This window comes from Acidovorax sp. LjRoot74 (assembly GCF_964254355.1).
In the GTDB taxonomy this organism is placed as follows: Bacteria; Pseudomonadota; Gammaproteobacteria; order Burkholderiales; family Burkholderiaceae_C; genus Acidovorax.
The window spans coordinates 1,857,325-1,880,071 of the sequence record NZ_CAXUTI020000001.1; the positions used below are offsets into that span (position 1 = coordinate 1,857,325).

Here is a 22,747-nt window from a genome sequence, read left to right on the forward strand (position 1 = left end):
ACACCATGTCCGCTACTTCTTCCTCCGTCGCCCGCGTCCCCCTCGTCGATCGCACTGCCGCCACCGGCACTGTGCGCGCCGTGCTCGACCAGGTCCACGGAGCCTTTGGTGCCACACCCAACATGTTCCGCGCCGTGGCCAATTCGCCCGCTGCGCTGCAAAGCATGTGGGGCGCGTTTGGTGCGCTGGGCGGCGGCGTGATTGGCGCCGCCCTGGGTGAGCAGATCGCTGTGGCCGTGGCCAACCGCAATGCCTGCGACTACTGCCTGGCCGCCCACACGGCCCTCGGCCGCAAGGCAGGCGTGAGTGGCGAGGCCCTGGCCGCCGCGCAAGCGGGCGAATCGGCCGACCCGCGCACCGCGGCCGTGCTGCGCTTTGTGCTGCAACTGGTCAACGAACGCGGCCAGGTCGATGCGGCCGATGTGCAGGCCTTGCGCGACCAGGGCGTGAACGACGAGCAGATCGTCGAGATCGTGGCCCACGTGGCGCTCAACCTGTTCACGAACTACGTGAATGTGGCGTTGGGCGTGCCGGTGGACTTCCCGGGCGTCAAGCTGCGCCCGGCGCGCTGAACGATGGGGCGGTGCGTGTCTGGCCGGTGGGCTGGGTGCGCACCGCCCCAACGGATGCCGTCGCGGGCTCTGGGGCAGGGCTTGGGGCGCATCCATGGCGACGATGCCCATGCGTGCGTTTTCTGCATGCATCACCGGCTGCAAAGTCGTTTGTCAGCCCGGCAGGCCTGCTGCACCATGGCTGCTCCCTTGCCACCCACCCAAAGGAAGCCGCCCCCATGACCCCCGCCCGCGACGCGCACGCCATCGACACCCTGCCACGCCTGGAGGCCCTGCTGGGCCCGCTGAGCGATGCCTCCGTCCACAAAGAGCTGCCGTATGTGCACCCTGCCTACCGCGCCATGATCGCGGCATCGCCCTTTGCCGTGCTGGCCACCACCGGCCCCGGCGGGCTGGACGCCTCGCCGCGTGGCGACCCGGCCGGCTTTGTGCAATTGCTGGACGACAAAACCCTGCTGCTGCCCGAGCGCCGTGGCAACAACCGCGCCGACAGCCTGCGCAACATCGTGGCCGACCCGCGCGTGGCGCTGCTGTTCCTCATCCCCGGCGTGGGCGAGACGCTGCGCGTCAACGGCCACGCGCGCATCAGCGTCGCGCCCGACCTGCTGGCGCGTTTCGTGGTCAACGGCCAGCCGCCAAAGTGTGTGATCGTGGTCGATGTGCAGGCGGTGTACTTCCAGTGCGCGCGCGCCATCCAGCGCTCGCGCCTGTGGGACGCCGTGCCACCCGGCACCGCGCGCCCCGTGCCCACTCCGGGCGCCATTCTGGCGTCCATCACGCAGGGCGAGTTTGACGGTGTGACCTACGACCGCGAGCTGCCAGCGCGCCAGCAGGCCACGCTGTATTGAACGGGCCCTGCGATCCGCCGCCACAGCGCTGCCCCCGCCGCCAGCGCACACAATGGCGGCTGGGTGCGCAGGGCTTGCGCTTCATGGGCTCTCCGGCCGAACACGCAGATGCTTAAGGAGCGTGGGGCTCCGTGGGGCTTGAAGCCAGCCCCCGCGCACGTTCACACCAAGTGAGGGGGAGACATGGATTCCGTGCTGTTGATCGTGGCCCTGGGCGCAGTGGCCGCCGGGTTTGTGCAGGGCCTGTCGGGCTTCGGCTTTGGCATGGTGGCCATGTCGTTCTGGGCCTGGACGCTGGAGCCCCGCCTGGCCGCGCTGCTGGCCGTGTGCGGCGCGCTCACCGGCCAGCTGGTGGCGGCGGCCACGGTGCGCCGGGGTTTTGACCGGGTGCGCCTGCTGCCCTTTGTGCTGGGCGGCCTGGTGGGCATCCCCATCGGGGTGGCTGTGTTGCCCCGGCTGGACATGGACGCGTTCAAGGTCATCCTGGGCACGCTGCTGGTGCTGTGGTGCCCGGCGATGCTGATGGCCAAGAATCTGCCCCGCATCACCCGTGGCGGCCGCGTGGCCGACGCGCTGGTGGGCATGGCGGGCGGCGTGATGGGCGGGCTGGGCGGCTTCACCGGCGTGCTGCCCACGCTGTGGTGCACCTTGCGCGGGCTGGACAAGGACGTGCAGCGCGCCATCATCCAGAACTTCAACCTGGCCATGCTGCTGGTGACCTTCATCACCTACCTGGCCACCGGCCTCGTCACCCGCGAGGCGCTGCCGCTGCTGGCCATCGTGGTACCCGCCATGCTGGTGCCTGTGCTGCTGGGTGCGCGTCTGTACCACGGCATCAGCGATGCGCGGTTCCGGCAGATCGTGCTGGGCATGTTGACCCTGTCGGGAGTGGCAATGCTCGTGGCCAGCCTGCCCAAGGTGCTGGCGCGGCTGGGCTAGGTTATCCCGCTGAATTTGCAGGCGCGCCCGTCGGTGGCCATCCTTTCATCGACCTGGCGCCCATGCCCCGCTACATTTCGAGGGGCATGGAGCAAAAAGATGACACCACGCGGCCACCGGACGCGAACGACCGTCTTGAGGCCGGGGCGCCGCGTCGCCGCTATCGCCTCGCCACGCCGCTGAGCCTGGCGATCGCGCTGGGCTGCATCGTTGCCGTGGCGGGCTTCTGGCTGGTCACGCTGCAGCGCGTGGCGTTCGAGCGTGAGCAGGCGGTGGCCTCCGCCATGCAGTCCAACGCCAACCTGGCCATCGCCTTCGAGCAGCAGGTGTTCCGCACCCTCAAGGCGGCCGAGCAGGTGGCCGCCTTTGTGCGCGAGCAGTACCTGCAGCAGGGCACCGACATCGACCTGCGCGACTGGGTGGAGAGGGGGGTGATCCGCGAGCCCATGTTCACCATCATCAGCGTGGTCAACGAGCAGGGCGACATCGTCAGCAGCAGCCAGGAGACAGGCGCCGTCAACTACAGCGACCGCGCTTTTTTCAAGGCGCTGCAGGCCAGTGATCGCGATGACTTGTTTGTGAGCGAGCCCGTGCTGGGCCGTGTGTCGGGGCAGTGGCGCATACCGATGGCGCTGCGCATCGTGAGCGAGGGGGGCCGCTTTGGCGGCGTGGTGGTGATGTCGGTGGACCCGACGAATTTCACCGACTTTTACCGCCAGGCCGACCTGGGCGCGCAGGGGCTGTTGGAGCTGGCGGGGCTGGACGGCGTGGTGCGTGGCCGCAAGGCGGGGGGGCAAACCAGCTTTGGCGCCGATGCGCGGGGCCTGCCCTGGTTTCAGCACCGCACGCAGGACCCCGAAGGCGAACTGATCGATGACACCGGCGCGGTGGACGGTGTGCCGCGCATCCTCAGCTACCGCAGCATGGCGGGCTACCCGCTGATGGTGACGGTGGGTTCGGCCTCCGACGAGGTGCTGGCGCCGGTGATGCAGCGGCGCGTTGACTACCTGGTTCTGGCTGCGGCTGCCAGCGTGGCGCTGCTGTGTTTTGGCGCACTGCTCATCGGAGTGCTGGCGCGCCAGCGGGCTGTGGCCGATGCACTCGCGTCCAGCGAGGGCCTGTTCCGCGCCACTTTCCACCAGGCGGCCACCGGCATCGCCCACATCACGCCCGAAGGCCACATCCTGCGCGCCAACGACAAGTTCTGCCGCATGCTGGGCTATTCGCTGGAGGAGCTGCGCCAGCGCGACCTGTTTGCACTGAGCGACGAGGGCGAGCGCGAAGCCCTGCGCCGCTTTCTGGCGCGGCGGCTGGTGGCGCACTCGCCCGTGTTCTCCCCCGAGATCGAAAAAGCCTACCGGCGCAAGGACGGTGGCCTGCTGTGGGTGTACGAGGCGCTGGGCGTGGTCAAGGACTCCGAGGGCCAGCCCGACTTTCTGGTGGTGGTGACGCAGGACATCAGCGCACGCAAGGAGTTGGAGATGCGCCTGTCGCACGATGCGCTGCACGACGCGCTCACCGGCCTGCCCAACCGCGTGATGTTCCACGACCGCTTTGAGCGCGTGCTCGAATCGGCCCGCCGCTACGGGCGCCATGCCGCCGTGCTTTATGTGGACCTGGACGGGTTCAAGTCCGTCAACGACCAGTGGGGCCATGCAGCGGGCGACCTGTTGCTGCAGCAGGTCGCCCGGCGGCTGGAAGACTGTGTGCGCGCCGAAGACACCGTGGCGCGCCTGGGCGGGGACGAGTTCGGCATCGTGCTGGCCACCATCGAGCGGGCAGACCACTGCGAGGTCGTGGCCGGCAAGGTGCTGTTGGCGATGGAGCAGCCTTTTGTGCTGGAGGGGGCTGTTGCCCACATCTCGGCCAGTGTGGGCGCGGCGCTTTACCCGCGCCATGGCGCCGATGCCGATGCGCTGCTCGCCCGGGCCGACGCAGCGATGTACGCGGCCAAGCAGGCGGGCAAGAACCGGTTCAGCATCGATACCGCACTGAGCCCGCTGGCCGATGGGGGTGTTGCAGGTCCGTTGGGCTGACAGGCGCCTGGTGGTGCTTTGCAGCTGATGCTGGTTCTATTTAGTTGGGAGCTATCAGCGCTTTATTCATGAGCGATAGCAGCCTTTTCACTCAGATCACCGCGTTGGGCGCGTAAAGCTGGGCGCGCGATGGCCCGGCCGCACATCACAGCTCGCTGGCGTCCTTGCTCTCGCTCTGCTTGATCACCCACCGCACCGTGGCGCGCGGTGCGGGCACGCGCTGGGCGTATACCTCCAGGCCCCCTTGGGTCCACGCGGCATAGCTGCCGCTGGGGTCGTTGGCGGCAGTCTCCGGCCCATAGGTGCTGCGGCCAAACGCGAGCAGGGCGCCGAATGCGGCTGCGCCGCCATCGGCCAGGTCACTGGCATCGGCGACGAATTCGACCCGCCGCAGCTCCCGCCCGCTGAAAAAGAAGGTTTGCGCACCGGACAATCCGGCAATCACCACAGGCTCCAGCCGCCAGAGGCCCGCCAGCCCTCCAGCCAGGCGCTGTGGGCGCGGCACGCGGGCCGCGCCGGGTACGGCGTCACGCAAGGCGTCCGCGCCCATGCCCAGCTCGACGCCTGCAGGCAGCGGTTGTAGCGGGGCAGGTGCGTGCGATGGGGATGGCGCGGCCATGGCCAGCGTAGCGGGCCACTGCGCGGGTGGTGGCGCAGTCGCACGCACCTGGGCCTGGGCGGGCGCCATGCCCAGGGCGCAGGCAAGGGTTGCGCCCTGGACGCTGCGCCACAGGTGCCGGTGCATGGTCAGCGATAGTGCGGGGATGAATCGGTAGAGGTTCATGGTGGGGATTTTCGCTGGCGTGCGTGCAGGCCAGCGGGCAAGCGTTGCAGTGCAGGCTCTCAGTCGCCCATCACCACACCCTCACGCCGTGGGTCAGCCCCGCCCATCCATAGCTTCTTGCCATGTGCCTGCCCGCGGGTGATGGCTTGCAGGCCGCTGGTCATGTTCATCTCACGCACTTCGGCGCCCCGGGCGCGCAGGGCTTCGACGGTGGCGGGCGGGAAGCGTTTTTCTTCCAGCAGCGTGGGGCCGTTCATGGAGCCGAAGTTGGGCAGGTTGATGGCCTGTTGGGGCATCAGGCCCCAGTTGAAGACGCCATACAGCGTCTTGGCGGTGTAGTGGATGATGGCCGCGCCGCCAGGGCTGCCGCCGCTCATCAGCAGCTCGCCCGTGGCCTTGTCGAACACCAGCGTGGGGGCCATGGACGAGCGCGGGCGTTTGCCGGGCTGTACGCGGTTGGCAATGGGCTGGCCCTGGGCGTCGGCGGGGGCGAAGCTGAAGTCGGTGAGTTCGTTGTTGAGCAGGAAGCCTTTCACCATTTGCCGCGCGCCGAACTGGTCTTCGATGGTGGTGGTCATGGCCACGGCGTTGCCAAAGGCATCGACGATGCTGATGTGGCTGGTGCCGTATTCGGGCTGGTCAGGCATGGGCGCAAAGCCCGTCTTGACGGCGCCGGGGTTGCCAGGCTGGGCGACCTTCATGCTCTGCGTGCCAATGAGCTTGGCGCGCTCGGCCAGGTAGGCGGGCGCGAGCAGGCTGGTCCAGCTGCCCGCAGGGGGCTGCACAAAGTCTGGGTCGGCCACGTACTGGGCGCGGTCGGCAAAGGCCAGGCGGGCGGCTTCGGTGTACAGGTGCAGCCAGTCGGCCGATGGGATGCCGTCCTGCAGCGGCTTGGCAGCGGCGTCGGTGTTTTTCAGGATGCCCAGGATCTGCCCGATGGCGATGGCCCCGGAGCTGGGGGGTGGAAAGCCGCACACGCGGTAGTCCTTGCTGGCCACCTGGTAGTCGTGGCAAAGCGCCTCGCGCTTCTTGGGCTGGTAGCCCGCCAGGTCGGATAGGCTGAGCTTGCCGGGGTTGGTGGGGTGTTTTTGCACCTTGTCCACGATGGCCTGGGCGATCTCGCCTTCGTGCAGGGCCTTGCTGCCTTCGGCGGCGATCTTGCGCAGCACGGCGGCCAGCTCGGGGTTGCGCAGGTTCACGCCCACGTCGCGCGCGTCGCCATCGGCCTTGTAGAAGTAGGCGGCGGCCACCGGGTCTTTCTTGAGGTGGGCATCGGCCTTGACCAGGGTGTGGAGCCGCGCGCTGACCTTGAAGCCGCCTTCGGCCAGCGTGATGGCGGGCTGGAACAGCGTGGCCCAGGGCAGCTTGCCGTGCTGCTTGTGCGCCAGCTCCAGCATGCGCACGGTGCCGGGCACGCCGACCGAGCGGCCACCCACCACGCCGTCGTAGAACGGCACGGGTTTGCCGTCGGCGCCCAGGAAGAGTTTTTCGTTGGCCGCTGCGGGGGCGGTTTCGCGGCCATCAAACGCCTCGACCACCTTGCCGTTGCTGTGCAGCAGGAAGGCGCCGCCGCCGATGCCGCTGGACTGGGGCTCCACCAGCGTCAGCACCATCTGCACGGCGATGGCGGCATCCACCGCCGAGCCTCCGGCCTTGAGGATCTGGTAGCCCGCATCGGTGGCCAGCGGGTTGGCGGCGGCCACGGCGAACTTCTCGGTGGCCCAGCCGGGTTTTTCGGTGTAGCCCGACGCGCCTTCGGGCTGGGCGGGCACGGTGTAGGCGAACTGGGTGGGGCTGCTGGCGCAGCCCACCAGCAGGGCCGCGAGTGCGCCGTAGGCCACAAGGTGGAGCCGTGGCGCGAATGTGCGGGCAGCGGCAGTGGTGGAGGGCGTGGTGGTGGGCATGGGCTGGTTTCTCCTGGGTGGCAAGAAGTGACAAGCTAAAGAGAAAGAACGAGCAGGCAGGACACAAGAAGCGGCCATCGTACGGCGCGATGCGCAGCTTGGGGGCGCGGTGTTACATTGCGCTACAGCCTCCGGATTCAAAGGTTTTTAAGGCCTTTGCGCGCGATGGGTATGCCTTTGTAGCTATGAAAAACATAGCTATTGCCCCCAGCAGGGCGTGGCCATCACCTGCGGGTTACGCCGCCACGGGCCCTGCGTGGCCGTCCTGCACCACAAAGCGGGCCAAGGTGCGCACGCCGCTCCCGGGTTGCATTGGGTCGTCGAGCACGCGCAGGGTGGTGGTCCACTGCCTGGGCGTGATGTCGGCCAGGCCGTAGCCGCGCAGGTCGCAGCGGGCCAGCAGCACATGCGGGTTGTGGCGCACCACGGCGTCCACCTTGTCTTGGGTGGTGCCCGAGCGGGAGCTGATGGAGGTGCCGCAGAACTCGCTGGCGATGACGGGCGAGTCGGGGCGGTCGGCGTCGGCATGCACGCGGCAGACGTAGTTCTGGTGGATGTCGCCGCCCAGCAGCACGGTGTTGCGCGGGGCGTGGCGGCCCACCGATTGCAGCAGGCGCGCGCGGGCGGCGGGGTAGCCGTCCCAGTTGTCGGTGGTCACGGTGCCCGAGGGGTAGTGGCGGGGCGAGAACAGGGTCTGCTGCGCGATCACGCTCCAGCGGGTGGCGCCTTGTGCGGTGGCGTCGGCGGCCAGGCCCGCGTCCAGCCATTGCTCTTGCGCGGTGCCCAGCAGGGTGCGGGTGGGGGCGGCCAGTTCGGCACAGCTGCTGCCGCGCACGGCGCCTGCGCTGGGCGATTCGGGGGCGCGGCAGGCCTGCCAGCTGCGGTATTGGCGGCTGTCGAGCAGGTGGATGTGTGCAAGCTGGCCCCAGCGCAGGCGGCGGTAGATCTGCAGGGCATCCCATGCGGTATCGGGCGCAGGCCGGGCCAGGCTGGCTGCACGCAGGGGCATGTTTTCGTAAAAGGCCTGCCAGGCGGCATCGCGCTGTGCCAGAAAGCTGATGGCATCGCCCCGGCCTGCCAGCCCTGTGCTGGCGGCGTAGTCGTTTTGCACCTCATGGTCGTCCCAGGTCACGGACCAGGGGCAGGTGGCGTGGGCGGCTTGCAGGGCCGGGTCGCTTTTGTGCAGTGCATAGCGGTCGCGGTAGTCGGCCAGCGTGGTGGCCAGGCGCAGGCTGTGGGTGCGGGCCAGGTCGGCCGTGTTCTTGGGCGTGGCGTATTCGTAGATGTAGTCGCCCAGGAACAGCACCAGGTCTGGCTGCTCGGCCGCCAGGTGGCGCCACGCGGCGTAGTGGCCGTGTTCCCACCGCTGGCAGGAGGCAAAGGCGATGCGCAGAGCGCCGGGCAGGTCGCCTGCTGCAGGCGCAGTGCGCGTGCGGCCCACGGTGCTCACGGCATCGCCCAGCATGAAGCGGTAGTGGTACCAACGCCCAGGCTGCAGGCCACGCAGCTCCACATGCACGCTGTGCCCCAGCTGCGGCAGCGCAGGGGCTTCGCCTTTTTGCACGATCTGCGCAAAACGGGCGTCGTGTGCCACTTCCCAGCGCACGGTGTGGGCGGCCAACATCTGTGCGGGCTGGGTCAGCACCAGGCGAGTCCAGAGCACCACGCCATCGGGCGTGGGGTCGCCGCTGGCCACGCCCAGCGTGAAGGGGTTGCTTTGCAGTGTGGGCGGGGTGCTCCAGGCCCAGCGCGGCAAGACGGCCGCCGTGGCCGCGCAGGCGGCGTTTTGCAAAAAGGTGCGGCGGTCCAAGATCGGGAGCATTTCAGGCGGTCGCCAACGGCATGCCGAGCCAGCCGCTCGTCGATACCGTCACGCCCCAGGCCAGTGCCACCGTGGAGCTGGCTTTGCCAGGCCACGGGTGGCGTCCCCTTTTGGGGGAAGGCGCCGAAGGTGACACAGGGGGAGTCACTACGCCGCCATCACCCGGTTCTTGCCCGAGCGTTTGGCGAGGTACATGGCCTGGTCGGCGCGCACGATGGCGTCGGTGCTGGTTTCGGTGTCGCTCAGCTGGGCCACGCCCGCACTGAAGGTGATGAGCACCTTTTCGCTGCCTTGCAGGAAGAAGCGGGTGGTCAGCTCGCGCTGCAGCCGCGTCATGGCGGCCACGCCGCTGTCCACGTTGGTGTCGGGCAGCACGATGACAAATTCTTCGCCGCCGTAGCGTGCCAGCAGGTCTTGCGGGCGCATGACCTCGCGTGTGACCTGGGCCAGATGCACCAGCGCGGCATCGCCACCCGCGTGGCCGAGCCGGTCGTTGATGGTCTTGAAGTTATCCACGTCCAGCAGCGCCAGGCACAGGGTGGAGCCCAGGCGCCGGGCGCGTGCTATCTCGCGTTCCATGGCCTCGTCCAGGCCCTTGCGGTTGAGGCTGCCGGTGAGCGGGTCGTGCCGCGCCTGGGCGCTGGCGCGGTCGAGTTCTTCCTGCAGCTTGGCCACCTCGGCGCGCTTGGCTTCGGTGCGCTCGCGCAGGTCTTGCAGCTCGTCGTGGGTCACACGGCTGTCCAGTGCCATGGCGCGGGTAGCGCTCATCACCTCTTGCAGCACGGGGGCGATGTCCTGCAGGGTGTTGGCTTTGCCAATCAGGTCCGCACAGCGTTCCATGGTGCCCTGGTAGCTGGTGCTGGATGCGGTGATCTTGGCCAGCCGTTCGATGAAGGTGGCGAGCATGTCCTTCATCTGCTCCTGTGCTTCGAGCGTCCGGGCCTTGGCCTCGGTCTGCTTGAAGATCACGTCCTTGAGGCGGCGCTGCACGTCGTCGAGGCGGCGCAAGGTGAGTGGCGGGGTGGAGGCGGTCATCAGCGCCTCGGCCTGGCCATGCAGCCAGCGGTCATCCACGCTGAGCACCGCGATGTTCTCGAAGATCATGTGCAGCAGCTCCAGCAGGCTGGCGCGGATGGCGGCCTGGTCTTCGGTGGCAAACGACAGCCGGTAGGTGAAGTTGCCCAGCATGAGCTGCGCCGTGGCGACGGGGGGCGAAGGCTCGCGCAGGAAGGTGACGAGCTGCTTGGCCATCTCGATCACGCGGGCGTCGTCTTCGCCCAGCGCAGGCAGGGTGTTGTCGATGAGGCGTGCGAGCGTCTCGGCCAGCTCGGGCGGCAGCTCGCCCAGGGCTGCGGGGGCATCGGCGGTTTCGATGGGGGTGGCGGCTGCAGGGTGCAGGCCCAGGTTGGCATAGCCCACCATCACGCTTTGCAGCGCGGTCCAGTCCTTGGTGATGATGGCGCGCTCAAACTGGGAGAGCAGGCGCTTTTGGGCCGGGGTCTGAGCGGGCAGCACCCGCTGGATGCCGCTCAGCGGCCCTTCGGGGAAGGGCTGCGTACTGCGGGTGCCCGCAATCTCGTCGTACAGCGCCAGGTAGTTGTCGGGGGTGGGTTGCAACCGGCGTGCGGCCAGTTGTTTGAGTGTCTCGCGCGCGATCTCGGAGGGGAGGCGGTCGGCCATGGGAGGGCACCAGTGTCAGGAGGGACGGGGGTGCGCAAGTGTGACACAGGGAGCCGCTTTTTGGGGCAGGGGCGCATGCTCTTGTATGCGCTCCCTGGCGCCGCCTGCCGTGAAAGAGGTGCAGGGCTCAGTTCACCATCACGAGCTTGCCCATCACGCCGCGCGAGCCCATGTGGGCGTAGGCGGCAGGCAGTTCTGCCATGGGCATGGTGCGGTCGATCACCGGCTTGATCTTGCCCTGGGCGTACCACTGCGCCAACTCGCCCATCATGGCCGCGTTGGCTTTTGGCTCGCGCTTGGAAAAATCGCCCCAGAACACGCCCACGATGGATGCGCCCTTGAGCAGCGCCAGGTTGAAGGGCAGGGCAGGGATGGGGCCGGACGCAAACCCCACCACCAGATAGCGGCCGCGCCAGGCAATGGAGCGGAAGGCGGGCTCGGCAAAGTCGCCGCCCACGGGGTCATAGATCACGTCCGGGCCCTTGCCGTCCGTGAGCGCCTTGATGGCGTCGCGCAGGTTGTCCTTGCTGTAGTTGATGGTGGCGTCGGCCCCGATGGAGGTGCACAGTGCGCACTTTTCGTCGCTGGAGGCGGCTGCAATCACGCGTGCGCCCATGGCTTTGGCGATCTGGATGGCCGAGGTGCCCACGCCACCTGCGGCGCCGAGCACCAGCACCGTCTCGCCCGCCTTGAGCTGCGCGCGGTCCACCAGTGCGTGGTACGACGTGGCGTAGATCATGATGAAAGCGGCGGCATCGACATGCGAAAAACCATCTGGCAGCGGCATGCATAGGGCTGCGGGTGCAATGGTGTGGGTGCCAAAACCGCCCGTGCCCGACAGGCAGGCCACGTTCTGGCCGACCTTGAGGTGCGTGACGCCGTCGCCCACGGCGGCCACCACGCCTGCGTATTCCGAGCCCGGCACAAAGGGCAGTGGCGGCTTCATCTGGTACTTGTTCTGCACGATGAGCAGGTCGGGAAAGTTCAGGCTGGCGGCCTTGATCTCGATGAGCACCTCGCCCGCCTTGGGTGTGGGGGTGGGCAGTTCGGTCCAGGTCAGGGCGTCAACGCCGACGGGGTTGGTGCAAAGCCAAGCGTGCATGGGATGGTCTCCTGTCAATGTTCGGGCGCATGATAGGCCGGGGTGCATGGGGGCTGTTGTCCCACGAGCGACCGGCACCGCCTGCCCCCGCTCGGGCAGCGCAGGCATGGGGCGCCCCACCTACAATCCGTTGCAACCTCTGCTGCAACCATGAAAATTCTGATTTCCAACGACGATGGCTACCAGGCCCCGGGCATCGTGGCCCTGCATGACGCGCTCAAGACCCTGGAGGGCGTGGAGGTAGAGGTGGTCGCGCCCGAGCACAACAACAGTGCCAAGTCGAACGCGTTGACCCTGCATTCGCCGCTGTATGTCCACAAGGCGGCCAATGGTTTTCGGTATGTGAATGGAACACCGGCTGACTGCGTGCACATCGCGTTGACCGGGCTGCTGGGCTACCGGCCCGATCTGGTGGTGTCGGGCATCAACAATGGCGCCAACATGGGCGATGACACCATCTATTCGGGCACGGTGGGTGCGGCCATGGAGGGTTATTTGTTTGGCATCCCGGCCATCGCCTTCTCACAGGTGGACAAAGGCTGGGGCGAACTGGAAGCTGCCGCCGCCAAGGCCCGGGAGATCGTGGCGCAGATGCGCAACCAGGGGCTGGTGAACGAAACCCCCTGGCTGCTGAATGTGAATATTCCCAACATGCCGCTGGGCGCGCTGCGGCCCGCCAAGTGGTGCCGCCTGGGGCGCCGCCATGCGGCCGAGCGTGTCATCGTGCAGGAAAGCCCACGTGGCGATGCCATGTACTGGATTGGCGGGGCTGGCGCTGCCAAGGACGATGCCGAGGGCACGGACTTTCACGCCACGGCGCAGGGCCATGTGTCCATCACGCCGCTGAAGGTGGACCTGACCGATCACGAGAGCCTGGGCACCTGGGCGCAGGCAGCGTCCCGGTGGGCTGCGGGGGCAGGGGCGGGTTCCGCCCCGGGTGTGTGATGCAGCGCCGCCCTGGGTTTCCGGCCCGGCTGCCGGGCTCGACGCCGTCAGCGTCTTCGGTGCCCGCTAGGCCTGCGCCCGTCGTGCAAGCGGCCCGGCAGGCCGTGGCTGCGCCACCCGTGGGGCTGGGGCTCGATTCTGCTGCCGTGCGCGCGCGCATGGTGCAAAAGTTGGCGGCGGGGGGCATCACGTCGCCCGCCGTGCTGCAGGCCATGGGTGCGGTGGAGCGCCACCGGTTTGTGGACAGTGCGCTGGTCAATCAGGCCTATGAGGACACCAGCCTGCCCATCGGGCTGGGCCAGACCATCTCCAAGCCCAGCGTGGTGGCACGCATGTGCGAATTGCTGCTCGGTGCCGAAGGGGCCCGCGCAGGCGGCCTGGGGCGGGTGCTTGAGATCGGCACAGGCTGCGGTTACCAGGCAGCGGTGCTGAGCCTGCTGGCCCGCGAGGTCTACACGCTGGAGCGCCTGCGTGGCCTGCACGACAGGGCCCGCGACAACCTGCGTCCGTTCCGGCTGGCCAATGTCCATCTGCTGTTTGGCGACGGCATGCTGGGCTATGCCAAAGGGGCGCCGTATGCGGCCATCATTGCGGCCGCTGGCGGTGACGCCGTGCCCCAGGCCTGGTGCGATCAGTTGGCGGTGGGGGGGCGGCTGGTGGCGCCCATGGCGCTGTCGGGCGGGCAGCAGATGTTGCTGGTGATCGACAAAACCCCGCACGGATTGAAACAAAACGTGCTCGAGCCGGTGCATTTTGTCCCCCTAAAATCGGGGATTGCGTAAAGGGAATTGCTTATGTTCGTATCGCGTGGTCTTGTGATGGGGTTTACCGTGGCAGTGGCGGGGCTGGTGCTCTCCGGCTGTGGCACCCGCCTGAACAAGGCTCCTGTGGAAGATCGGGGCACCTCCACCTCTTCTGCGCCTGCGCAGGCTGGCCAGCCTGGCGTGGTGGTGGGCGCTCCCATCAAGCCGTTGCCCGGGGCCGAGAACGCAGGCAAGCCGGGTTACTACACGGTCAAGCCGGGGGATACCCTGATTCGCATCGGGCTGGAGTCCGGCCAGAGCTGGAAAGACCTCGCCCGCTGGAACAACCTTGAAAACGCCAACCTCATCGAAGTGGGCCAGGTGCTGCGTGTGGCGCCTCCCTCTGCCGCAGTGGCCGCCACGGCCGTGGCCTCCGACAATGGGGTGGTGACGCGGCCCGTGACCTCGTCCACCGTGGCGCCTGCCAGTGCGCCTGCACCGGCAACATCGGCCGCCAGCACGCCCAAGGCCCCTGCCTCGGCGGCCTCCGCTACCGTGGTCGCGGTGGCGCCCGCCACACCGGCGCCTGCAGCGGCACCTGCGGGAGAGGACGACCTGGCCTTCATCTGGCCTGCCTCGGGTTCGCTGATTGCAGGCTTCGACGAGGCGCGCAACAAGGGTTTTGACATTGCAGGCAAGGCGGGCGAGCCTGTGCTGGCAGCTGCCGATGGCCGCGTGGTGTATGCGGGCGCAGGCCTGCGTGGCTATGGCAACCTGGTGATCCTGAAACACAACAACACCTTCCTCACGGCTTACGCGCACAACCAGGCGCTGCTGGTCAAGGAAGACCAGGCCGTGCGCAAGGGCCAGAAGATCGCCGAGATGGGCAACACCGATGCAGACCGCGTCAAGCTGCACTTTGAAATCCGCCGACAAGGCAAGCCGGTGGACCCTTCGCGCTACCTGCCGGCGCGTTGATCCCGATGGTGGCTGAGCTGCCGCACAGCGGCGATGGCAGAGCGGCCGGGGCGCCCGCCGATGCGGGCGATGATCTGCTCGTCGAGGAGTCGGAAGCGCTGGCCGAGGCCAGCAGTGAAATGCGCCACATGCTCGTGGCAGCGCCGCAGCATGCCGCTCGGCTGGACAAGGCGCTGGCGGATCTGGTTCCCGAGTTCTCCCGCAGCTATCTGCAGCAGTTGCTGGCGCAGGGGCTGGTCAGCCTCAATGGCAAGCCGGTGCTCAAGGCCTCTGCCCGCGTCAAGGCTGGTGACCAGCTGGTGCTGGAGATGCGGCCCACCCTGCAGAGCCAGGCGTTCCGCCCCGAGCCCATGGCCATCGATGTGGTCTATGAGGACGAACATCTCCTGGTCGTGAATAAACCCGCAGGCCTGGTAGTGCACCCGGCACCTGGTAACTGGAGCGGGACCTTGCTCAATGGCCTGCTGGCCCGGGACGAAAAAGCCCTGCTGGTCCCGCGTGCCGGGATCGTGCACCGGCTGGACAAGGACACCAGTGGCCTCATGGTGGTGGCCCGGAATCGCGCCACCATGGATGCGCTGGTTGCCCTGATTGCTGAGCGCAAGGTCAAGCGTCAGTACCTTGCCATGGCCCATGGCGCCTGGACGGGCCCTAAGAGCCGGTCGGTCGATGCGCCCATCGGGCGCGACCCGCGCAACCGGCTGCGCATGGCGGTGGTGGACCTGGCCTTGCATGCGGGTAAGACAGCTCGCACCGACGTGCTTTGGCTGGATGGAACCGACCAGGGCTGCTGGGTGCAATGCACCTTGCACACGGGCCGGACTCACCAGATTCGGGTGCATATGGCGTCGCTCAGGCACCCGCTGGTGGCCGACAGTCTGTATGGTGGGGCGCCTTTGGGGGGGCTGCAGCGTCAGGCGTTGCACGCCTACCGCCTGGCCTTTGTGCACCCGGTGACGGGCAAGGCGCTGGAGTTTCATGCGCAGGTGCCCGAGGACATGCAGCAGGCACTGTCTTCCTGGGGGCTGGGCTACAATGCGCCTTGACGGCCATATCGGCCCCCTGCCCGAAGACGGAATCCCGCCGGGCTCCTGCGTCGCGCCAACGTCCTCGCACTGCGCGCCAATTTGACTGCCCCCTGCTGTTGATGTGACACCCGTTGCAACGCGTGGCACTTTTTCCAGGAATCGCTGAACCATGAACACGGTGGATGCCAAAAGGGTCCTCGAAACTGCGCTGATCTGTGCGCAGCAGCCTGTGCCTGTGCGCGAGATGCGGGTGCTTTTCAATGATGCGCTGGGGGCTGACACGCTCAAGCTTCTGCTGCAGGAGTTGCAGCAGGACTGGGCGCAGCGCGGGGTGGAGCTGGTGCAGGTGGCCACGGGCTGGCGCTTTCAGAGCCGCCCGGAGATGCGGGAGTACCTCGACAGGCTGCACCCAGAAAAGCCTCCGCGCTACACGCGGGCCACTATGGAAACGCTCGCCATCATTGCGTATCGCCAGCCGGTGACGCGGGGGGATATTGAAGATATCCGTGGTGTGACCGTCAACAGCCTGATCATCAAGCAGTTGGAGGATCGGGGCTGGGTGGAGGTCATCGGGCACCGGGAAACCGTGGGCCGTCCTGCATTGTTTGCCACCACCCGCCAGTTCCTGGACGACATGGGGCTGCAGTCGCTGGACCAACTGCCGGTGCTGGACGACCCCACCGGTAATGCGAACGTGCTGGAGGCTATGGCTGCAGCGGCTCAGGGTGTGATCGAGCCAGAGCTGGAGCCTCCGGGACTTGAGCCCGAGGTGGTGGTTGCGGAGCCTGCTATGGAGCAGTCGCCGGTATCCGTTTCTTCTGCGGCAGAGAGCGGAAATCTGCCGCTTGTGGATGATTTTTTTAATGACACGGAGACGGACCTCCGTGACGACCAGATGGACACCCCGGGGGGTGTCCAGGGAAACACTTGATGAACGATTCGACTCCCGACAATCCGGGTGCAACGCCAGAAGCTGGCGCTGCTGATGTGGCTCCTGCAGCGAAAAAGCCTGCTGCCAAGCGCGCACCACGCAAGAAGGCTGCGCCGGTTTCTGCTGAAGGCGTTGATGCGGTCGGGGCGGACTCCGATGTGTCGGCAGACGCGCCCGCCGTGGTGGCGCTCGCGGAGCCTTCGGCTCAGGTTGAAGCACCCGTAGCTGTGGAGCCCGCAGCGGGTGTTGAGGTCGATGGCTCCGCGCCACGCGCTGAGCCCAAGGGCCCGGCCCAGGTCGAATCCTCGGGGCGTGCTCCCCGCGCCGAAGGCATGGGCCGCGACAAGCGCAAGCCCGCGCCAGCGGTCGAGGGCTATCAATTTGAAGATGTGGTCTCGGGTCGTTTTGATCAGGACGACGCATCGGCCGATCTGGCTCCCGCCAAGCGGGTGCTGCTCCCCCAGGTGGAAACGCCCAAGCTCCACAAGGTGCTGGCCCAGGCGGGGCTGGGCTCGCGGCTGGAGATGGAGCAGCTCATCCTGGAGGGGCGCATCTCCGTGAACAACGAGCCGGCCCACATTGGCCAGCGCATCCAGTTCGGGGACCAGGTCAAGGTCAATGGCAAGCCCATCCGCTACCGCATTGATCCACCGCCAGCCCGGGTGATCGCGTACCACAAGCCTGTGGGCGAGGTGGTGACGCATGACGATCCGCAAAACCGGCCGACTGTCTTTCGCAAGCTGCCCCGGCTGATGCAGGGCAAGTGGCAGTCTGTGGGGCGGCTGGACTTGAACACCGAAGGGCTTTTGCTGTTCACCAGCTCGGGCGAGCTGGCCAACAAGCTCATGCACCCCCGGTTTGGTCTGGAGCGCGAGTACGCTGTGCGTGTGTTGGGCGCGCTCAGCAACGAAGAAAAGCAGAAGCTGCTGGATGGTGTGCGCCTGGACGACGGCATGGCGTCGTTTGGCTCCATCGAAGACGGTGGCGGTGAAGGTTCCAACTGCTGGTACCGGGTCACCATTTCTGAGGGGCGTAACCGTGAAGTGCGCCGCATGATGGAGTCGGTGGGCCATGCGGTGAGCCGACTCATCCGCATCCGCTACGGCGCCATGGTGCTGCCTCGGGGTCTCAAGCGAGGCGCCTGGCTGGAGCTGGACGACAGCGATATCCGGGCCCTGGTTCAGGCAGCGGGTGCGGGGCGCCCGGAATCGGGCGAAGGCCGGGCAGAAGCCGGCCCCGGGGCGGGTGGGCGCAGCGGCAATGGCAACGCGCGCAATCGCGGCCGTGGCGGCCCCCGGGCGGGCGATGGTCCGCGCCGTGACATGTCCCAGGGCGGCGGCGGGGCGGGGCCCCGTGGCCAGAAGCCTCGGCGTGACGGCGGCGGGCAGGGGGGGCGTGGCAACAATGCTGCGGGGGGCGACCGCCAGCGCGGCGCGGCCCAGCCCGATCCCATGAAAACATCTGTGGGCTACATCGGTGTGGACAGCTTGGCGCGGCACCGCCAGGACAAACGCCGCCCCGGCGGCGGCGGTCCCCGCCGTGGTGGTGGCGGGCGTTGATCCGGCGTTAGGCTTCCACGGTTAGAATCGAGGGCTTTGTCCGGTGGACAAACGAATCACAGCAACATTATTCATTCAGGAAAATCAACATGGCTATCGAACGCACTCTCTCCATCATCAAGCCTGACGCAGTGGCCAAGAACGTGATCGGCCAGATCTACGCCCGCTTTGAAGCCGCTGGCCTGAAGGTTGTGGCTGCCCGCATGGTGCACCTGTCGCGCCTGGAAGCCGAGCAGTTCTACGGCGTGCACAAGGCACGTCCGTTCTTCAAGGACCTGGTGGACTTCATGATCTCCGGCCCTGTGATGATCCAGGCCCTGGAAGGCGAAAACGCGATCCTGAAGAACCGCGAACTGATGGGCGCTACCGATCCCAAGAAGGCAGAAGCCGGCACCATCCGCGCCGACTTCGCTGACAGCATCGATGCCAACGCCGTGCACGGTTCCGACGCTGCCGAAACGGCTGCCGTGGAAGTGGCCTTCTTCTTCCCCGGCCTGAACATCTACTCGCGTTGATATGGTGATCCCCATGCCTGTTCCCGCAACTGTGGGATGTCTGCGCCATGGGGACGGTTGCGCCCGGCCCTTCGGGAGGTCGGCGCAATGACTACCAATCTGCTGGAATTTGACCTCGACGGCCTTGCAGCCTTCTGCGAGCAGTTGGGCGAGAAACGTTTTCGTGCGACCCAGCTGTTCCGCTGGATCCACCAGCGTGGCGCGAGCAACTTCGACGCCATGAGCGACCTGGCCAAGGCCTTGCGCGACAAGCTCAAGGGATGCGCCAAGGTCGAGGCCCTGCCTGTCGTTTCCGAGCATGTCTCGGCGGACGGCACGGTGAAGTGGCTGTTTGATGTCGGGGATGGCAACGCGGTCGAGGCTGTGTTCATTCCCGAGGATGACCGCGGAACCCTCTGTGTTTCATCCCAGGCTGGATGTGCCGTGGGATGCCGTTTTTGCTCCACGGGGCATCAGGGTTTCAGCCGCAACCTGACCACGGGCGAGATCCTGGCCCAACTGTGGTTTGCCGAACATTCTTTGCGCCAGCGCTTTGGCACCGAAGACCGCGTGATCTCCAATGTGGTCATGATGGGCATGGGCGAGCCGCTGCAGAACTACGCGGCCTTGGTGCCGGCCCTGCGCGTGATGCTGGACGATCATGGCTACGGCCTGTCGCGGCGGCGGGTGACGGTGTCCACCTCGGGGGTTGTCCCCATGATGGACCGGCTCTCGCAGGATTGCCCGGTGGCTTTGGCAGTGTCGTTGCATGCGCCAAACGATCCTCTGCGCGACAACTTGGTGCCGCTCAACCGCAAGTACCCGATTCACGAGTTGCTGGAAGCCTGTGGCCGTTATCTTGCCCATGCACCCCGCGACTTCATCACGTTCGAATACTGCATGCTGGATGGCGTCAACGATCAGCTGGAGCATGCGCAGCAGCTCATCGAGCTGGTCAAGCGCTCCGGGGTGCGTTGCAAATTCAACCTGATTCCCTTCAATCCGTTTCCCGCATCGGGTCTCTTACGGTCAGCGCAGAATCAGGTCCTCGCTTTTTCCAAGGTCTTGAGCGATGCCGGTATTGTCACAACGGTGCGCAAGACCCGGGGCGATGATATTGATGCGGCCTGTGGGCAATTGGCGGGCGATGTCAAGGACCGCACCCGTGCGGCGGAACGCATGGCAAAGCAGCGCACAATCGTGCTCAAACCGGTGACTTGATCAGCAGGCGATCGGCAAACTTCAAGGAGGCTCTACATGGCGGGATTGGTTGGACGCTGGCAGCATTTTGGCCGCTGGACACTCGCGGCATGCAGTGCACTGGTTTGCATCGCGGCACTGCAAGGATGTGCGGCCAACAACGCGGCCACCCGGGTTGACGCAGAGGCTGATGTGGTGACGCCCTCGGACGAGCCTGAATCCCGCCGCCGTGCCCGCATCCGGCTGGAGCTGGCGGCCAATTATTTTGAAATGGGCCAGACTGCCGTGGCGCTGGATGAAGTCAAGCAGGCCCTTGCTGCCGACCCCTCCTACGCAGATGCATTCAACCTGCGCGGCCTGATCTTCATGCGCTTGAATGACCTGGCGCAGGCCGACGACAGTTTTCGGCGTGCCTTGGCTTTGCGGGGCAATGATGCCAATGTGCTGCACAACTACGGCTGGCTGTTGTGCCAGCAGCAGAAATATGCAGACGCAGACCAGTATTTTGGCCGCGCGATTGCCAATCCGACCTACATGGCGCGTGGCAAGACCCTGATGGCGCGTGGCCTGTGCCAGTCCCGGGCGGGCCAGCTTGTCGAGGCGGAGCAGTCGTTTCTGAAGGCCTACGAAATGGATGCCGCCAACCCGGTGGTGGCATACCAGCTGGCCTCGCTGCTGCTGCGGCGCAACGAGCTGACCCGGTCGCAGTTTTACATCCGGCGCCTCAACAACAGCGAGTTTGCCAACTCCGAATCGTTGTGGCTGGGCATAAAGGTGGAGCGCGCCTTGGGCGACTCTGTGGCAATGCGGCAGCTGGCAGTCCAGTTGCGCAAGCGGTTCCCGGATTCGCGGGAGTTGGGTGCTTACGAACGCGGGGCTTTCAATGAGTGAGGTTGTGGAGAGTGGTTTGACAGCGGGTGTTTTGCTCAGGGAGGCACGCCTGGCATCTGGAATGCATATTGCGGCCCTGGCTGTGGCGCTGAAGGTGCCAGTCAGCAAGCTGGAGGCGCTGGAAGCCGATAACTTCACGGTGCTGCCCGACACCGTGTTCGTGCGGGCCCTGGCCTCCAGTGTGTGCCGGGCACTCAAGGTGGATGCGGCCCCCGTTCTGGCCCTGTTGCCCCAAAGCCCGAGTCCGAGCCTGGCGGCGGACAGCGCCGGCATCAATGCCCCGGTCAAGGGCAGTGCGGCCAAATCCCCTGTGTCCTCTTCCTCGTTCGCCGGGGGCGGGTCTGCGTCGCGGTCCGTGGGGTTTGTGGTGCTGGCCCTGCTGGTGGGAGCTCTGGCCTTGTACTTTCTCCCTCGGGGCGAAGACCGCGCGGCCTCCAGCACTGCGTCTGCGCCTGTTGCAACACCGCCGGACGCTGTGCCGTCTGGTGTTGCGGATGCACCAGTGGCCGCAGCAGCGCCTGTGGTGGCAGGGCGGCTTTCCGAGTCCACTTCAGCGCCTGCTGCACCCTCTGCAGCCGTTCCGGCCGTGACAGTGGCCCCAGCGGCGCCACTGATTGCTCCTGCACCCGCGCCCGTGGCTGCCCCGGCATCAGTGCCTGCGATGGTTGCCAGTGCGCCCGCTTCGGCAGCCGACACGCCAACGGGTACGCTGGTGTTGCGTGCCCGCAGCGAATCCTGGGTCCAGGTGAAAGACGCCACCGGCGCTTTGGCCTTGCAGCGCAACCTAGCTGCGGGGGAGTCCGTGTCGGTGTCGGCCCAGCCCCCGCTTGCGGTGGTGGTGGGGCGTGCCGATGCGACGGAGGTGACGGTGCGTGGCAAGCCATTTGACCTGGCCGCCGTGTCGCGCGAGAACGTCGCTCGTTTCGAGGTGAAGTAACGTGCAAAACCCTTTGCGTGATTTTGGCCCTGTTGCGGTCGCTGCCCCTTTGCCCCGCCGTTCGCGCCAGGCCAAAATTACCTGGGGCTCGCGGATCGTCACTGTAGGCGGCGATGCGCCGGTGCGTGTGCAGTCCATGACCAACACGGACACCGTGGATGCCATCGGCACCGCAATCCAGGTCAAGGAACTGGCCCAGGCGGGTTCGGAGTTTGTTCGTATCACCGTCAACACCCCCGAGGCTGCCGCCGCGGTGCCCTACATTCGTGAGCAGTTGGACCGGATGGGCGAGAGCGTGCCCCTGGTGGGCGATTTCCACTACAACGGTCACCGTCTGCTGACGGAGTTTCCCGACTGCGCGCAGGCGCTCTCCAAGTACCGGATCAACCCGGGGAACGTGGGCAAGGGCGACAAGAAGGACAAGCAGTTCGGCCAGATGATCGAAGCTGCCATGCGCTGGAACAAGGCGGTGCGCATCGGTGTGAACTGGGGCAGCCTGGACCAGGATCTGCTTGCGAGCCTGATGGATGCCAACAGCCAGCGCGCGCAGCCCTGGGAGGCGCGCCAGGTGATGTACGAGGCGCTGATTACCTCGGCCATCGAATCGGCCCGGCTGGCTGAATCCATGGGCCTGAGCGGTGACCAGATCATCCTGTCGTGCAAGGTCAGTGGTGTGCAGGACCTGATCGCTGTGTACCGCGAGCTTGCGCGCCGCTGCGACTATGCGCTGCACCTGGGGCTTACTGAGGCGGGCATGGGCACCAAAGGCACCGTGGCTTCCAGCACGGCGTTGGGCATCCTGCTGCAGGAGGGCATTGGCGACACCATTCGCGTATCGCTCACGCCCCAGCCGGGCGAGGCGCGCACGCAGGAGGTGGTGGTCGCGTCCGAGATCCTGCAGTCGCTGGGCCTGCGTGTGTTTGTGCCCAGCGTGACGGCCTGCCCGGGGTGTGGCCGCACCACCAGCACCACGTTCCAGGAACTGGCCAAGCAGATCGACGACTACCTGCGTGCACAAATGCCCGTGTGGCGTGTGCGCTATCCGGGGGTGGAGGGCATGAAGGTGGCCGTGATGGGCTGCATCGTCAACGGCCCTGGAGAGAGCAAACATGCCGACATCGGCATCAGCCTGCCCGGCACAGGCGAAGCCCCGGCAGCGCCTGTGTTCATTGACGGCGAAAAGGCCCTGACGCTGCGCGGCGAGCGCATTGCAGAAGAGTTCCATGCCCTCGTCGAGCAGTATGTCGAACGTCGCTATGGGCGCCATTGATTGCTATAAAATTAATAGCTATCGACGTATATCTATCAGGCGGTAGGGCCTGATTTAGTTCAAGAAAAGTACCAGGAAAATACC

The 22,747-nt window shown here is 66.7% G+C and carries 20 protein-coding genes; 15 read left to right on the forward strand and 5 right to left on the reverse strand.

Annotated features, from left to right (window positions below):
• The first annotated feature begins 5 nt into the window (after nt 1-5).
• The 4 genes from ACSQ3O_RS08480 (at nt 6) to ACSQ3O_RS08495 (ending at nt 4,395) form a co-directional block, all read left to right on the forward strand.
• On the forward strand, nt 6-572 hold the full coding sequence (locus ACSQ3O_RS08480; protein WP_015013394.1) for a carboxymuconolactone decarboxylase family protein: 567 nt from the start codon (nt 6-8) through the stop codon (nt 570-572).
• 218 nt (nt 573-790) lie between these two features.
• Nucleotides 791-1,420, forward strand: a complete 630-nt coding sequence (locus ACSQ3O_RS08485) for a pyridoxamine 5'-phosphate oxidase family protein (RefSeq protein WP_436138521.1) — start codon at nt 791-793, stop codon at nt 1,418-1,420.
• Nucleotides 1,421-1,603: 183 nt separating this feature from the next.
• Nucleotides 1,604-2,359, forward strand: a complete 756-nt coding sequence (locus ACSQ3O_RS08490) for a sulfite exporter TauE/SafE family protein (protein WP_225782427.1) — start codon at nt 1,604-1,606, stop codon at nt 2,357-2,359.
• Between the two features lie 62 nt (nt 2,360-2,421).
• Nucleotides 2,422-4,395 (forward strand): diguanylate cyclase domain-containing protein, encoded by a 1,974-nt coding sequence (locus tag ACSQ3O_RS08495; protein ID WP_436138522.1) that lies wholly within the window; start codon nt 2,422-2,424, stop codon nt 4,393-4,395.
• Between the two features lie 145 nt (nt 4,396-4,540).
• Here the strand turns inward: ACSQ3O_RS08495 and ACSQ3O_RS08500 are convergent, their stop codons facing one another.
• The 5 genes from ACSQ3O_RS08500 to ACSQ3O_RS08520 all read right to left on the reverse strand — a co-directional run bounded on the left by ACSQ3O_RS08500 (nt 4,541) and on the right by ACSQ3O_RS08520 (nt 11,687).
• Entirely contained in the window at nt 4,541-5,179 is a 639-nt protein-coding gene (locus tag ACSQ3O_RS08500; RefSeq protein ID WP_436138523.1) for a hypothetical protein, read from the reverse strand.
• 59 nt (nt 5,180-5,238) lie between these two features.
• Entirely contained in the window at nt 5,239-7,083 is a 1,845-nt protein-coding gene (locus tag ACSQ3O_RS08505; RefSeq protein ID WP_436138524.1) for a gamma-glutamyltransferase family protein, read from the reverse strand.
• A 235-nt stretch (nt 7,084-7,318) separates the two neighbouring features.
• A complete protein-coding gene (locus tag ACSQ3O_RS08510) occupies nt 7,319-8,905 on the reverse strand; it encodes an alkaline phosphatase D family protein (RefSeq protein ID WP_436138525.1) in 1,587 nt (528 codons plus the stop codon).
• 147 nt (nt 8,906-9,052) lie between these two features.
• Nucleotides 9,053-10,585: a diguanylate cyclase gene (locus ACSQ3O_RS08515; RefSeq protein ID WP_436138526.1), complete on the reverse strand. Its 1,533-nt coding sequence runs from the start codon at nt 10,583-10,585 to the stop codon at nt 9,053-9,055.
• 127 nt (nt 10,586-10,712) lie between these two features.
• Entirely contained in the window at nt 10,713-11,687 is a 975-nt protein-coding gene (locus ACSQ3O_RS08520) for an NADPH:quinone oxidoreductase family protein (RefSeq protein ID WP_298448323.1), read from the reverse strand.
• 150 nt (nt 11,688-11,837) lie between these two features.
• Here ACSQ3O_RS08520 and surE point away from each other — a divergent pair, with 150 nt between their 5' ends.
• From surE to ispG, 11 genes are all read left to right on the forward strand, one after another.
• Complete coding sequence (gene surE / locus ACSQ3O_RS08525; RefSeq protein WP_436138527.1) at nt 11,838-12,632, forward strand: 5'/3'-nucleotidase SurE; 795 nt, start codon at nt 11,838-11,840, stop codon at nt 12,630-12,632.
• A complete protein-coding gene (locus tag ACSQ3O_RS08530) occupies nt 12,632-13,414 on the forward strand; it encodes a protein-L-isoaspartate(D-aspartate) O-methyltransferase (protein WP_298448317.1) in 783 nt (260 codons plus the stop codon). Before surE ends, ACSQ3O_RS08530 begins: the two co-directional genes overlap by 1 nt.
• 12 nt (nt 13,415-13,426) lie before the next feature.
• The gene (locus ACSQ3O_RS08535) at nt 13,427-14,353 is read left to right on the forward strand and encodes a peptidoglycan DD-metalloendopeptidase family protein (RefSeq protein ID WP_436138528.1); all 927 of its coding nucleotides are present in this window, start codon (nt 13,427-13,429) and stop codon (nt 14,351-14,353) included.
• Nucleotides 14,354-14,358: 5 nt separating this feature from the next.
• Nucleotides 14,359-15,399 (forward strand): RluA family pseudouridine synthase, encoded by a 1,041-nt coding sequence (locus ACSQ3O_RS08540; protein WP_436141096.1) that lies wholly within the window; start codon nt 14,359-14,361, stop codon nt 15,397-15,399.
• Between the two features lie 151 nt (nt 15,400-15,550).
• Nucleotides 15,551-16,312: an SMC-Scp complex subunit ScpB gene (gene scpB / locus ACSQ3O_RS08545; RefSeq protein ID WP_436138529.1), complete on the forward strand. Its 762-nt coding sequence runs from the start codon at nt 15,551-15,553 to the stop codon at nt 16,310-16,312.
• Nucleotides 16,312-17,871, forward strand: coding sequence for a pseudouridine synthase (locus ACSQ3O_RS08550; RefSeq protein WP_436138530.1), 1,560 nt, complete (start codon nt 16,312-16,314; stop codon nt 17,869-17,871). Before scpB ends, ACSQ3O_RS08550 begins: the two co-directional genes overlap by 1 nt.
• Before the next feature lie 89 nt (nt 17,872-17,960).
• A complete protein-coding gene (gene ndk, locus ACSQ3O_RS08555; RefSeq protein ID WP_124512046.1) occupies nt 17,961-18,386 on the forward strand; it encodes a nucleoside-diphosphate kinase in 426 nt (141 codons plus the stop codon).
• Nucleotides 18,387-18,473: 87 nt separating this feature from the next.
• Nucleotides 18,474-19,586 carry a 23S rRNA (adenine(2503)-C(2))-methyltransferase RlmN gene (gene rlmN / locus ACSQ3O_RS08560; RefSeq protein ID WP_298448304.1) on the forward strand — a complete coding sequence of 371 codons (1,113 nt, stop codon included), beginning with the start codon at nt 18,474-18,476 and terminating at the stop codon, nt 19,584-19,586.
• Between the two features lie 36 nt (nt 19,587-19,622).
• Nucleotides 19,623-20,456, forward strand: coding sequence for a type IV pilus biogenesis/stability protein PilW (gene pilW / locus ACSQ3O_RS08565; protein WP_298448301.1), 834 nt, complete (start codon nt 19,623-19,625; stop codon nt 20,454-20,456).
• Entirely contained in the window at nt 20,449-21,393 is a 945-nt protein-coding gene (locus ACSQ3O_RS08570; RefSeq protein ID WP_436138531.1) for a helix-turn-helix domain-containing protein, read from the forward strand. Before pilW ends, ACSQ3O_RS08570 begins: the two co-directional genes overlap by 8 nt.
• A gap of 13 nt (nt 21,394-21,406) precedes the next feature.
• Entirely contained in the window at nt 21,407-22,663 is a 1,257-nt protein-coding gene (ispG, locus tag ACSQ3O_RS08575; protein ID WP_137749545.1) for a flavodoxin-dependent (E)-4-hydroxy-3-methylbut-2-enyl-diphosphate synthase, read from the forward strand.
• Nucleotides 22,664-22,747 lie beyond the last annotated feature (84 nt).